The 12,533-nt window shown below is 35.0% G+C and carries 14 protein-coding genes; 10 read left to right on the forward strand and 4 right to left on the reverse strand.

Features of this window, described 5'->3' with window-relative positions:
- The first annotated feature begins 26 nt into the window (after positions 1 to 26).
- Positions 27 to 707 carry a tRNA (adenosine(37)-N6)-threonylcarbamoyltransferase complex dimerization subunit type 1 TsaB gene (gene tsaB / locus A9G13_RS05985; protein ID WP_065556682.1) on the forward strand — a complete coding sequence of 227 codons (681 nt, stop codon included), beginning with the start codon at positions 27 to 29 and terminating at the stop codon, positions 705 to 707.
- 77 nt (positions 708 to 784) lie between these two features.
- Here tsaB and A9G13_RS05990 read toward each other — a convergent pair whose 3' ends face one another.
- Entirely contained in the window at positions 785 to 1,051 is a 267-nt protein-coding gene (locus A9G13_RS05990; RefSeq protein WP_065556683.1) for a GrxA family glutaredoxin, read from the reverse strand.
- Between the two features lie 469 nt (positions 1,052 to 1,520).
- On the opposite strand from A9G13_RS05990, the gene A9G13_RS05995 reads away from it, so the two are divergent.
- The 4 genes from A9G13_RS05995 to A9G13_RS06010 all read left to right on the forward strand — a co-directional run bounded on the left by A9G13_RS05995 (position 1,521) and on the right by A9G13_RS06010 (position 4,421).
- Entirely contained in the window at positions 1,521 to 2,195 is a 675-nt protein-coding gene (locus tag A9G13_RS05995) for a DUF2884 family protein (protein WP_065556684.1), read from the forward strand.
- 77 nt (positions 2,196 to 2,272) lie between these two features.
- A complete protein-coding gene (gene folD / locus A9G13_RS06000) occupies positions 2,273 to 3,124 on the forward strand; it encodes a bifunctional methylenetetrahydrofolate dehydrogenase/methenyltetrahydrofolate cyclohydrolase FolD (protein WP_065556685.1) in 852 nt (283 codons plus the stop codon).
- Between the two features lie 75 nt (positions 3,125 to 3,199).
- Entirely contained in the window at positions 3,200 to 3,691 is a 492-nt protein-coding gene (gene ppiB, locus A9G13_RS06005) for a peptidylprolyl isomerase B (RefSeq protein ID WP_065556686.1), read from the forward strand.
- Entirely contained in the window at positions 3,684 to 4,421 is a 738-nt protein-coding gene (locus tag A9G13_RS06010) for a UDP-2,3-diacylglucosamine diphosphatase (protein WP_218059170.1), read from the forward strand. The genes ppiB and A9G13_RS06010 overlap by 8 nt, the downstream gene beginning before the upstream one ends.
- Here the strand turns inward: A9G13_RS06010 and modC are convergent.
- Genes modC through modA form a run of 3 tightly spaced genes read right to left on the reverse strand, consistent with a single transcriptional unit; the run spans position 4,400 to position 6,553 of the window.
- Positions 4,400 to 5,080 carry a molybdenum ABC transporter ATP-binding protein gene (modC, locus tag A9G13_RS06015; protein ID WP_065556687.1) on the reverse strand — a complete coding sequence of 227 codons (681 nt, stop codon included), beginning with the start codon at positions 5,078 to 5,080 and terminating at the stop codon, positions 4,400 to 4,402. The genes A9G13_RS06010 and modC overlap by 22 nt on opposite strands.
- A gap of 5 nt (positions 5,081 to 5,085) precedes the next feature.
- On the reverse strand, positions 5,086 to 5,775 hold the full coding sequence (gene modB / locus A9G13_RS06020) for a molybdate ABC transporter permease subunit (protein ID WP_065556688.1): 690 nt from the start codon (positions 5,773 to 5,775) through the stop codon (positions 5,086 to 5,088).
- A 13-nt stretch (positions 5,776 to 5,788) separates the two neighbouring features.
- Positions 5,789 to 6,553: a molybdate ABC transporter substrate-binding protein gene (gene modA, locus A9G13_RS06025; RefSeq protein WP_442902794.1), complete on the reverse strand. Its 765-nt coding sequence runs from the start codon at positions 6,551 to 6,553 to the stop codon at positions 5,789 to 5,791.
- Between the two features lie 262 nt (positions 6,554 to 6,815).
- Between modA and A9G13_RS06030 the strand changes: the two genes are divergently transcribed.
- The 5 genes from A9G13_RS06030 to purE all read left to right on the forward strand — a co-directional run bounded on the left by A9G13_RS06030 (position 6,816) and on the right by purE (position 12,532).
- Positions 6,816 to 7,592 carry a TOBE domain-containing protein gene (locus A9G13_RS06030; RefSeq protein WP_065556690.1) on the forward strand — a complete coding sequence of 259 codons (777 nt, stop codon included), beginning with the start codon at positions 6,816 to 6,818 and terminating at the stop codon, positions 7,590 to 7,592.
- Between the two features lie 10 nt (positions 7,593 to 7,602).
- Complete coding sequence (gene modF, locus A9G13_RS06035; RefSeq protein ID WP_442902798.1) at positions 7,603 to 9,069, forward strand: molybdate ABC transporter ATP-binding protein ModF; 1,467 nt, start codon at positions 7,603 to 7,605, stop codon at positions 9,067 to 9,069.
- A gap of 405 nt (positions 9,070 to 9,474) precedes the next feature.
- On the forward strand, positions 9,475 to 11,478 hold the full coding sequence (uvrB, locus tag A9G13_RS06040; RefSeq protein ID WP_065556692.1) for an excinuclease ABC subunit UvrB: 2,004 nt from the start codon (positions 9,475 to 9,477) through the stop codon (positions 11,476 to 11,478).
- Between the two features lie 11 nt (positions 11,479 to 11,489).
- Positions 11,490 to 11,840, forward strand: a complete 351-nt coding sequence (locus A9G13_RS06045; protein WP_065556693.1) for a RidA family protein — start codon at positions 11,490 to 11,492, stop codon at positions 11,838 to 11,840.
- 191 nt (positions 11,841 to 12,031) lie between these two features.
- Positions 12,032 to 12,532 (forward strand): 5-(carboxyamino)imidazole ribonucleotide mutase, encoded by a 501-nt coding sequence (purE, locus tag A9G13_RS06050; RefSeq protein ID WP_065557107.1) that lies wholly within the window; start codon positions 12,032 to 12,034, stop codon positions 12,530 to 12,532.
- Position 12,533 lies beyond the last annotated feature (1 nt).

Raw genomic sequence — 12,533 nt, forward strand, 5'->3', positions numbered from 1 at the left:
CATATGTTAAATATTTTGGATAAACGATGAGTACTATTTTAGCCATTGATACCTCGACCGAAGCTTGTTCAGTCGCTTTATTATATTGTAATGAGATCACTCATGATTTTATTATATCTGCCCGTGATCATACGCAACAGATTTTACCAATGATTGATAAACTATTAAAACAATCAAACTGTGTTCTTTCCCAAATTGATGCAATTGCCTTTGGACAAGGTCCAGGTAGTTTCACTGGGGTTCGGATTGGTATTGGTGTTGCTCAAGGTTTAGCATTAGGAATTGATAGACCCATGATAGGCGTGTCAACATTAATGACTTTAGCTGAAGGAGCGTACCGAACTCAACAGGCAACCAATGTCATAGCTGCAATTGATGCCAGAATGAATGAAGTTTATCTAGGCCAATATCAGTTGCTTAACCATCAGTGGCAAGCAGTCATTTCCGAATGTGTCATAGCTCCAGAAAAGGTGGAAAAACAAGTTAAACAAGTTTCTGACGATTACTATAGTGCTGGAACTGGTTGGCAAACTTATCCCAATATGCTTACTGATATCCAACCAAGTGGTATTTTATTGCCACAGGCACAAGATCTAATTGTGATAGCAAGTCATAAATGGGAAAATAATCAAACAATTGCTGTCGAAGATGTGGAACCGACGTATTTGCGCAATGAAGTAACATGGAAAAAACTACCCGGTCGGTAACTAGCTATATATTTGCATAAAAAAATGCCACTGATCGGTGGCATATTCGTGACATAACTATTAAATTAGAATTGTGTCTAATCTTTATAAAGTCCCAGATGTTCCTTAGCATAAGCTTCAAAATCAGTGCATCCACCAATTGGTTTTTCATCAATGAAAATTTGTGGCACTGTTTCAACAGTTTTACCCACGCTTTTGGATAGATCTTCTTTAGTAATACCTTCGGCATTAATATCTACATAACGATAAGAAAAATCATCACGTTCTTGGGATAATTTTTCGGCTAATTCTTTTGCTCGGGCACAATAAGGACAACCAGCACGTCCAAAAATTACAGTATACATTTATCACCTCTAATTGTTTATTTTGTAATTGCAATTACTATACTTAACTTTTATAGAAAAAAAAACAGATATTCATATTTAGTTAAATAGATTATATCTATCGATCATACTATTATAATGCTAGAGAACAATTATATTTAATAACTTAGATTTAACTGCAACTTTTTTAAACTTTATTAATTGGTAAACCTAAATTTAGGTGTTAATCTAAAGTATATTGAGTACCAAATTAAAACGATCAACAGAAGTGAAAAATTATTAAATTAATTTCCTAAATTAATAAATAATAGTGAATATCTTCATAAAGGCACTAACCAGTTCTTTTGTCATATATAAAGTGAATCATTCCTTAATTATCTAATATAAGACAAGCGAGGATGTTATATGAACGCTAAAACACTATTGAAAGTTATATTATTTTAGTTGGTGAGTAGTTTTAATCTCATTTGTGAACCGCTAGGAAGTAGTTATGTTAAAAAAAATGTTATTTATTTCATTATTAATACCTATGTCACTACTTGCAGCGCATAAGGAATGTAAAGTTAAACCAAGTTATGACATCGTCATAAATAAAGAAAATGTCCATATTTTTAATAAAACAACTGACTTGATAATTAACCCTAAGGGTAACGTCGTCTTGAATAATAAATCTATACCCCTTGATCCTCAATTAATAAAAGAAACCAAACAATTTCAACAAGATTTACGGCAACAATTACCACAGCTAGAACAACAAGCATATATTCTTTTGGGGGAAGTAAAACAAACATTTGATCAAGCAATAAAAAACAAATTAGGTGATGATAATGAATTGCATGGTCAATTGAATAAATTGTATAAAAGACTTGTTAAATTATTACATCGTTCAATCATAACTGATAATGGTGAAACCCGATTCTATTATCAAAATTATAATAATATTAGGCAAGAAGGTGAGGACATTGGGCAACATATTTTTTATAACGTAATTGGCAGTAGTATTTTACAATTCGATTTATTAAAAAATTATGGTGCCATTAAGCAAATTTCTAAAAATGAATGGAAAACTCAAAAACCAAAGTTAAAAGCTTTTGATGCTCATATTTGTGCAGTTATTACTAGTATTGACGGGCAATATCAACAAATCTTAACTGAACTGCAATAAACGATTTACTTGCGAATAGACATTAATAAAATCTTTTGCGAGAATAGCACATTAATTTAACGAGGATAGGCGAGCCGATGACAGCAAAAATAATTGATGGAAAAGCATTAGCACAACAAGTGCGAAATGAAATTGCTACTAAAGTAAAACAACGAATTGTAGCGGGATTAGCTGTTCCGGGGCTTGCAGTAATACAAGTTGGTTCAGACCCTGCTTCAAAAATCTACGTTAAAAATAAACAGAAAGCCTGTGATGATGTTGGATTTACCTCATTTGCTTATGACTTTTCTACTGCTACGACTCAAGAATTATTAGCACTTATTGACGAATTAAATCAACGTAATGATGTACATGGAATCTTAGTACAACTACCTTTGCCAGATAATATTGATAAAACCAAAGTTTTAGAACGAATTAACCCTAGTAAAGATGTGGATGGTTTCCATCCTTATAATATTGGTCACTTATTACAACGCGATCCTATTTTACGCCCTTGTACTCCATATGGGGTGGTCAAAATGTTACAGTCAACTGGAGTACAACTTTCAGGGTTAAATGCCACCGTGGTTGGTGCATCCAGTATTGTTGGTCGCCCAATGGCATTGGAACTATTATTATTAGGTTGTACCACAACTATAACCCATAGCCGCACCGTTGATTTAGCCGAGCATGTTAGTAATGCGGATATTGTAGTTGCGGGTGTAGGTATGCCTAATTATGTAAAAGGTGAGTGGATAAAACCAGGTTCAATAGTCATTGATGTTGGCATTAATCGCTTGCCTGATGGTAAACTTGCGGGTGATATTGATTTTGCTACAGCAGTCCAAAGAGCCGGATGGATCACTCCAGTTCCTGGTGGGGTTGGGCCAATGACTGTTGCCATGCTAATGAGTAATACTCTTGAAGCTTGTGAAAAGTTTGGTAAGTGAATAATCGCTGTTTAAACGCATGAATTTACGTTTTATAGAATTATTATGAATAGAAATTAAAATAAGGAACATTTTATGATTACATTTCACACTACGTTTGGTGATATTAAAATCAAAACATTTGATGATCAAGCTCCTGAAACGGTCAAAAACTTTATTGATTATTGTAAAGAAGGTTTTTACAACAACACTATTTTTCATCGAGTAATTAATAATTTCATGATCCAAGGTGGTGGTTTTGAACCTGGCATGAAACAGAAAAAGACTAAAGCTCCAATTCAAAATGAAGCCGCTAACGGATTAAAAAATAATCGTGGTACTTTAGCCATGGCGCGTACTTCAGATCCGCATTCGGCTACGGCTCAATTTTTTATTAATGTGGTTGATAACGACTATTTAAATTATCGTTCTGCGGATGCCAATGGCTATGGTTATTGTGTTTTTGCTGAAGTAGTTGATGGCCTTGATGTTATTGACAAAATTAAAGCAGTAAAAACAGGTCGTAATGGTATGCATTCCGACGTTCCGGTTGAAGATGTTTTAATTTCGAGTGTTACGGTTGAATAATCCAATCCGTTACTTTATTGCCGATATCCATTTAACTGATGATGAACCCGTCATTACGGCGGGCTTCTTATCTTTTTTGGATACGATACCTGATAATTGTGAACTCTATATTTTAGGTGATCTGTTTGATTATTGGGTCGGTGATGATGTTAATTCTAGCTTGCATAAACAAATTGCTTGTGCATTACAGTCCTTATCTAATCGGCATATCAAAAAATATTTTGTTTGTGGCAATCGTGATTTTTTATTGGGTAAACAATATGCCAAAGCTTGTGATATGACATTATTAACCGATATTAATTGCTTGGCGAAGTCAGGAAAAAGTATTGTTTTTTTACATGGTGATTTGCTTTGTACCGATGATCCTCACTATCAAAGATTTCGCAAAATCATGCACTGTAGCTGGTTGCAAAAGCTATTTCTATGTTTGCCTTTGTTTATTAGATTAAAAATAGCCGCAAAATTACGTCAAAAAAGTAGCCAACATAATCAAATGAAATCAGAAACCATTATGGATGTTAATCAACAAGCAGTGGTAGAGATGATGGTTAAATATCACGCGGATACCATGATCCATGGGCACACTCATAAACCAGCAACTCATGCTTTTTTAATCAATGCAGAGCCAGTAAAAAGAATTGTGCTTGGTGCATGGCATGACGGAGTTTCATATATTAAGCAACAAAGTAATAGTGACAATATTCAGCTTTATAACCATTGTTTTAAATAATCACTTTGTAAAATAACCTCGGTTTTGCCATAATCGTAAAGTTTACCTTGATCTAAAATTGCTACTTCATCCGCTATACACCTTACCTCATTAATATTATGAGTAACATAAATAATCGGTATTTTCAGTTCATTGACTAAGCTATCAATATAAGATAATAGTTCTTTTTTACGCGGCATATCTAAAGCTGATAATGGTTCATCCATTAATAATAATTTGGGATTAGTTAGTAATGCCCGCCCAATCGCTACGCGCTGTTTTTCACCGCCGGAAAGCATCGCGGGGTAACGATTTAATAATGGACGAATATTGAGAACATCCACAATTTCATTAAATCTATCTGGCAATTTATGGTTAGTACCATAAGTAAGATTTTTAATAACTTTATAATGAGGAAACAACAATGCATCTTGAAAAACAGTACCAATATGTCGTTTTTCCGGAGGAATAAAAATATTTTGCTGAGTATCAACCAAAGTGTGTTTATTAAGAATAATACTACCAGTATCAGGTTTAATTAAACCATTTATAAGATTGATTAACGTCGATTTTCCTGATCCAGAAACACCTAAAATAGCGGTGACACCTTGGCATTCTATGTCTTGGTTAAAAGAAAATGAAAATGAAGCCAGCTGTTTGCTGATATGTAATTTTAGCATATTTTTTATCCAGCTAGTTTGCGTTTATGCCAACGATTTAACATTTCTGATAGGAACAATGCAACTAAAGATAAAACAATAGAAATAATACATAGACGCATAGCCGAATGTTCACCATCAGGCATTTGTAATAACGTATACATTGCTAGAGGTAGTGTGCGAGTTTCTCCTTGAATATTGGAAACAAAAGTAATGGTTGCTCCAAATTCCCCCAAACAACGAGCAAATCCTAGCACAATTCCCATCAAAATACCCGGAAATGCTAACGGTAAGGTTATAGTAATAAATACTCGGAATTTATGCGCACCAAGTGTGCGCGCAACATTTTCAAGACGAGTGTCAATTGACTCAATGGCTAAACGGATCGACCGTACCATTAATGGGAAGGCCACCACCGCCGAAGCCAACGCGGCACCTTGCCAATTAAAACTAAAACTAATATTAAAATATTGATTCAGCCACTCACCCCAAATGCCGCGTTTACCCATAGTTAACAGTAATAAATAACCTAACACTACTGGTGGCAATACTAATGGAAGATGTACAAAACTATCAAATAATGATTTACCCAAAAATTGACAACGTGCCAAAATCCAAGCAGTTAAAATTCCAACTGGTAGGCTAAAAATAATTGCTACTCCAGCAATTTTTAAGCTAAGTAGCAATGTTTGCCATTCAAATTCTGTTAGTAGCATATTACTTATTATATTACTTGGTTACAAATCCGTATTTTTCAAAAATAGTTTTAGCCTGTGGTGATTTAAGATATTGATAAAAGTCTTTGGCTTCAGGTTTCAATAAAGTAATTGGGTACTCAATTGGTTTAAAGGTATCTGCCGGAAAAGTACCAATAATTTTTACCTTATCACTAACTTTGGCATCGGTACTATAAACAATACCTAATACCGCTTCATTACGTTCAACTAACATTAAAGCATCACGGACATTACTTGCCGGTGCAAATTGTGGTGATAATTTATCATATACCCCTAAATTAGTTAATGATTCTTTCGCATAAAGCCCAGCAGGTACATGTTCAGGATCACCCACGGCGATTCGTTCACCTTTAGGTAAAATGGCATCCCAATTAGTACTGGTATTAATTTCAACTTTATCTAATTTAGATTGTTTCGGCGCGATTAATACCAAAGCATTTTTTAGTAGATCTTCTTTATCTTTAGCCAATTTATGGTCAATAAGATAAGTCATCCATTTTTGATCGGCAGACATAAAAATATCGGCCGGAGCTCCTTGTTCAATCTGTTTTGCTAATACAGATGAAGAGGCAAATGAGAATACGATATCTGCATCTTTATGTTCTGTTTTATAAGCTGCACTAATATCTTGCATAGCATTTGTTAATGATGCAGCTGCAAATACTGTAACCTTTTCAGCAGCAATTGCAGTATAAGAACTTGCTAAAGCTGAGATAGCAAACAATAATCCAATAATCTTTTTCATCTGATTCCTCACTCACAAAGTTAATAAGTTAGTTATTAGTAAGGTAATTAATATATGGCTTATCTACATATTGATATCATCAACATTGATAATGGCGAATATTAACAACACAACATTCGTTATATAAAATAATATATATCGATGCTATCAAAATTAATCCATAAAGTACAACTAAACTTAAAATCAGTGACAAATTTTGATGAAAGGATAAAAAACGTCTACAATGATGTATTCGTAAAGCTGTCTATGTTTCGCTTAAAATGGTATTTCACTAATGTTTTCTCCAGAAATTTTATTAACATTAAAATTAAATCAACAACTTTTTACTGATCCTCGGCGTATAGCTTTACTAAAAGCAATTGAACAAACGGGATCGTTAAGCCAAGCAGCAAAATTAATTAATATTAGTTATAAAACTACCTGGGATGCAATTAATGAAATTAATCGGTTAGCACCGAAACCATTTTTGATCACTATTACTGGTGGTAAAAATGGTGGTGGGACCAAACTCAGTGCCTATGCAGTGAGGTTTATTCAGCTTTATGACTTATTAACTCAAATACAACATAATGCCTTTAAAATCTTGAGTGATGACCAAGTTCCACTTGATGATATTTTAAAAACCACTGCTAAATTATCTTTGCAAACCAGCGCTCGTAATCAATTATATGGCTGTGTTAAACAGATCCAGACCAATGGTATAGCCGGTTTTATTACAGTTAAATTAAGTGATGAACAAACTGAATTAAAAGTTTATATCACCCAAAGCAGCGTAGAGCGTTTGCAATTAAGCGCTGAAAAAACGGTATTATTATTAATTAAAGCACCATTGATTAATCTAAATGATGATGGTGAAAATAGTTTACCGGTGACAGTGAATAAAATTACTAGTGATGGTCAGTGGAGCGAAATTGTTTTGACCTTAGCCTCAGGCATAACCCTGTATGCTAGTCAACCTAGCAACATAGTTAAACAATTAGCCTTGACGGAAGGTAAGCAAACTAGATTGTCTATTCACCCAGAACATATAATTGTGGCTACATTGGTTTAGTACAACGAGGATCGTCATGTTAACAATAGCAAATGCTCGCTATAAAATTAGCGATTATAAGGTTTTTCTAATCGAGTCATTAACGATCAAATCAGCGAGTAGTGTTGCTTTTGTTGGGCGTAATGGTAGCGGTAAATCAATTTTAGTCAATATACTAGCGGGTGAACAAACCTTATTATTCGGAAATGTCATTAATGAATTTAAATCGATCGCGCACATTTCGTTTGAACAATTACAAAAACTTATTGATGATGAATGGAAGCGTAATAACACCGATATGCTTAGCGAAGGGGAAACTGATACCGGATTAACTACTGCGCAAATTATGCAAGAGCATAAAATCGATGAAGCTCGTTGTCGGCAATTAGCTTCACAATTTGGCATTGAGCATTTATTATCTAGGCGGTTTAAATATCTCTCAACTGGAGAAACTCGTAAAACATTACTGTGCCGAGTCTTAATGAACCAACCTGATTTACTAATATTGGATGAACCTTTTGACGGTTTAGATGTTGCATCTCGAGAAAATTTAGCGGTAAAACTTGCCGGATTGGCCGAGCAAGGCATAACAATCGTACTGGTATTGAATCGATTTAATGAAATTCCATCTTTTATTGAAAATATTGGTGTACTAGCTGATTGTCAACTATTGAAAATTGGTAGTAAAGCCGCCATATTAGACGACGCTACTGTTAAACAACTGGCTGAGTTGGAATCAATGCAAAATGTTTCATTACCTGAAGCCGATGAACCACCAGTCAAGTTAGCTGATGACATCGATAGAGTCATCTTAAACAATGGTTATGTTAAATATGCTGATAAAATCATAATTAATGGTTTAACTTGGCAAGTCAAAGCGAAACAAAATTGGCAAATTGTTGGGCCGAATGGTGCGGGTAAATCTACTTTATTAAGTCTGATTACCGGTGATCATCCACAAGGCTACAGTAATGATTTAACCTTATTTGGTCGCAAACGAGGTTCTGGAGAAACTATTTGGGACATTAAACGGCATATCGGTTATGTCAGTAGTAGTTTACATTTAGATTATCGTGTTAGTGCCAGTGTTAAAAATGTATTACTATCAGGGTATTTTGATTCAATAGGTATTTATCAAGCAACCAGTGATAAACAAAATAAATTAGCTGATCAATGGTTACAATTACTTGGGTTGCAAAAGCAAGCAAATGATCCTTTTCAATCGCTTTCTTGGGGGCAGCAACGTTTAGTTTTGATCGCTAGAGCTTTAGTAAAACATCCAACATTACTGATTTTGGATGAACCATTGCAAGGACTCGATCAACTAAATCGGGAATTGGTTAAACGTTGGATAGATCGGTTAATTAATAACGGCTATACCCAACTACTGTTTATTTCTCATCATGCAGAAGATGCGCCTAAATGCATCACTCATCGATTAACTTTTGAGCCTGATTTAGATCATAACTATCAATACCAATTGGAACAGGTTAATTAGAGTTAATTAGATTGTTAGTTATCAGCTATTAATAACCATTTAAAAATAGAAACAATCAATGAAAATAAATTATTTTTTTCATGAAAATTTAGCTTGACCATTGAAAAAGAGAGATAACAACTATACTTATAGAGTTATCCCCGATGCCTGTGGATAACTCTGTGAATTGTTTATTGAAAAAAGCTATAATTACAGTTGCTATCAGGTTTTAACTTGATTTGGTTACAACTTAAGCATGATTTTATATTTTGTTTTATATCAATATGTTAGCATAAATCAAGTTGTCATTTTAATGTCATAATTATAGGTTTTTACGTTAACAGAACAAAAAATATAAGATTTTTAAAGGTCAAGTCTTTTTGGGGATAATTTTTATTAATAGGTAAAATATTAGGTTGCGATGTAATGAAAAAATTTAAATTGTGTTCCGAGTTTAAACCTGCGGGCGATCAACCAGAAGCAATCAAAAAGATCAACCAAAATCTTGAAGATGGAATAGCGCATCAAACGCTATTAGGTGTAACTGGATCGGGTAAAACCTTTACCATGGCCAACGTAATTGCCAAACATAATCGCCCAACAATTATTTTAGCACCGAATAAAACATTGGCGGCGCAGTTGTATGGTGAAATGAAAGCCTTTTTTCCAGAAAATGCGGTGGAGTATTTTGTTTCTTATTACGATTACTACCAACCGGAATCCTATGTACCGTCAACCGATACGTTTATTGAAAAAGATGCATCCATTAATGAACATATTGAACAGATGCGCCTATCAGCTACTAAATCGCTATTAGAACGCCGTGACGTAGTGATAGTAGCATCGGTATCCGCCATTTATGGTTTGGGGGCACCAGAAACGTATATGTCAATGATTTTGCATCTAACTAAAGGTACTATTACCGATCAACGATCAATCTTAACGCGTTTAGCTGAAATGCAATATACCCGTAATGAGATAGGTTTTAGTCGTGGTACTTTTAGGGTACGTGGCGATGTAATCGATATTTTCCCTGCTGATTCTGATGAATTAGCCGTGCGGGTTGAATTATTTGATGATGAAGTTGAACGGATAGGTCTGTTTGATCCATTAACTGGAAGTAGTGTTAATGAGGTATCACGTATTACCATTTACCCAAAAACCCACTATGTAACGCCAAGAAACATTATGGAAAATGCGATTGCACAAATAAAGCAGGAGCTTAAAGAGCGTCAAAAAGTATTACTAGACAATAATCGTCTACTTGAAGAACAACGACTCACTCAACGGACTTTATTTGATATTGAGATGATGACCGAATTGGGTTATTGTTCGGGTATTGAAAATTATTCACGCTTTTTAGCCCAACGTAATCCAGGCGAACCGCCGGCAACTTTGTTTGATTACTTGCCTGCAGATGGTTTATTGTTTATTGACGAATCACATGTGGCAATTCCGCAAATCGGCGCAATGTATAATGGTGACCGATCTCGTAAATTAAATTTAGTTGAATATGGATTCCGGTTGCCGTCGGCATTGGATAACCGCCCATTAAAATTTGCTGAATTTGAAAATATTATGCCGCAAACAATCTATGTTTCGGCAACCCCAGCTAAATATGAAATTGATAAATCAGGTGGCGAAATCATTGAACAAGTGGTTCGACCAACCGGTTTATTAGATCCAATTTTAGAAGTGCGTCCGGTAGCTTCGCAAGTAGATGATCTGTTGTCTGAAATTAAAATTCGTATTAATGATAACGAGCGTGTGCTGGTCACTACGCTAACAAAACGTATGGCAGAAAACTTAACCGATTATTTGTCAGAACATAATATTAATGTTAAATATTTACACTCGGACATCAACACCGTAGAACGTATGGAAATCATTCGGGATTTACGATTAGGTAAAGTTGATGTACTGGTTGGCATTAACTTATTGCGTGAAGGGTTAGATATACCGGAAGTTTCATTGATAGCAATTTTAGATGCTGATCGTGAAGGTTTTTTACGTTCGGAAAGTTCATTAATTCAAACCGTAGGTCGAGCAGCTCGTAATGTAAATGGTAAAGCCATTTTATATGCAGATAAAATCACTCCGGCAATGCAAAAAACTATTGATGAAACCGCTCGTCGTCGTAAAAAACAGCAAGATTTTAATACTGCACATGGTATTACACCTAAATCAGTACGCAAAGAAATTAAAGACATTTTAGATGCGGGATTAAGTACTAAAAAAGCAACCGCTAAAGTGCAAGCATTTGAACCTGGTAAACCGTATCATTATGTGTCAGTAAAAGAAGTACAAGCTAGAGTCAAGGAACTTGAAGCCATGATGTATGAAGCAGCACAAAATCTTGAATTTGAAAAAGCTGGTGTGTTACGTGATGAGATAAAAAAACTACGTGCAGATTTTATTAAAGTATCTTAAAAGGAAACAAGATGACAATAATGCGAATAGATCCCGAAGATCGCTGGTCTGAAGCAGTGATCCACAATAATGTAATTTATTATACTAGCGTGCCAACTAATCTGGTTAATGATGCCTATCAACAAACTCAAAGTGCTTTAGCTGAAATTGATAAAATTTTGGAACGCGCTAACAGCGATAAAACGCGCATTTTAGATGTTACACTGTTTTTAGTGAATAAAAGTGATTTTGCGGCGATGAATAAAGCATGGGATGAGTGGGTTGCTAAGGGCAAGGCTCCGGTGCGTTGTACTGTGCAAGCCGGATTAATGAAACCAGAATATTTGGTAGAAATTAAAATTATTGCGGCAGTAAAATCATAAATTATTCTATTTACTAACCTATGATTAATCTTCCCCATCTGTAATGATGAGGAAGAGATCTGGTTCATACAACTTAATATTCGGTTGTGGTTAGCCGTTTAATTAGTAATCAAGTTACCAACTATGCCCATCTATTAAAATTTAGTGTATACTTATTGCATATCATTTTTGTAAATATTGATAGCAATCCTATGCATACTCAACCTAAAATTGCCATTGTAATGGGCTCAAAAAGTGATTGGGCAACCATGCAACATGCTGCTGATGTGCTTGACACATTAACTATTCCCTATCATGTCGAAATTGTTTCGGCGCACCGTACACCAGATAAATTATTTCGCTTTGCAGAAGATGCTAAATCAAGCGGTTTTGATGTCATTATTGCCGGAGCTGGTGGTGCTGCACATTTACCGGGTATGTTAGCAGCTAAAACATTGCTTCCGGTGTTGGGAGTGCCTGTCCAAACTGCAGCCTTAAATGGTGTGGATAGCCTTTATTCGATTGTGCAGATGCCAAAAGGTATCCCAGTTGGTACCTTAGCCATTGGTAAAGCTGGCGCGGCCAATGCCGCCTTGCTAGCTGCACAAATCTTAGCGTTACACGATAATACTATTTATCAACGTTTATCACTCTGGCGACTTAGTCAGACCGATGAAGTATTAAATAATCCAGATCCCAGAGTAGAAGTTTAAT

Origin of the sequence: Gilliamella sp. wkB178 (genome assembly GCF_001690705.1) — a bacterium.
Classification (GTDB): Bacteria; Pseudomonadota; Gammaproteobacteria; order Enterobacterales; family Orbaceae; genus Gilliamella; species Gilliamella apicola_K.

What these genes read in the sequence shown, in the direction of transcription:
- folD (WP_065556685.1), top strand. Translation starts at nt 2,273, where the DNA reads ATGACAGCAAAAATAATTGATGGAAAAGCATTAGCACAACAAGTGCGA.
- ppiB (WP_065556686.1), top strand. Translation starts at nt 3,200, where the DNA reads ATGATTACATTTCACACTACGTTTGGTGATATTAAAATCAAAACATTT.
- modC (WP_065556687.1), bottom strand. Translation starts at nt 5,080, where the DNA reads ATGCTAAAATTACATATCAGCAAACAGCTGGCTTCATTTTCATTTTCT.
- A9G13_RS05995 (WP_065556684.1), top strand. Translation starts at nt 1,521, where the DNA reads ATGTTAAAAAAAATGTTATTTATTTCATTATTAATACCTATGTCACTA.
- A9G13_RS05990 (WP_065556683.1), bottom strand. Translation starts at nt 1,051, where the DNA reads ATGTATACTGTAATTTTTGGACGTGCTGGTTGTCCTTATTGTGCCCGA.
- modB (WP_065556688.1), bottom strand. Translation starts at nt 5,775, where the DNA reads ATGCTACTAACAGAATTTGAATGGCAAACATTGCTACTTAGCTTAAAA.
- tsaB (WP_065556682.1), top strand. Translation starts at nt 27, where the DNA reads ATGAGTACTATTTTAGCCATTGATACCTCGACCGAAGCTTGTTCAGTC.
- purE (WP_065557107.1), top strand. Translation starts at nt 12,032, where the DNA reads ATGCATACTCAACCTAAAATTGCCATTGTAATGGGCTCAAAAAGTGAT.
- A9G13_RS06045 (WP_065556693.1), top strand. Translation starts at nt 11,490, where the DNA reads ATGACAATAATGCGAATAGATCCCGAAGATCGCTGGTCTGAAGCAGTG.
- A9G13_RS06030 (WP_065556690.1), top strand. Translation starts at nt 6,816, where the DNA reads ATGTTTTCTCCAGAAATTTTATTAACATTAAAATTAAATCAACAACTT.
- uvrB (WP_065556692.1), top strand. Translation starts at nt 9,475, where the DNA reads ATGAAAAAATTTAAATTGTGTTCCGAGTTTAAACCTGCGGGCGATCAA.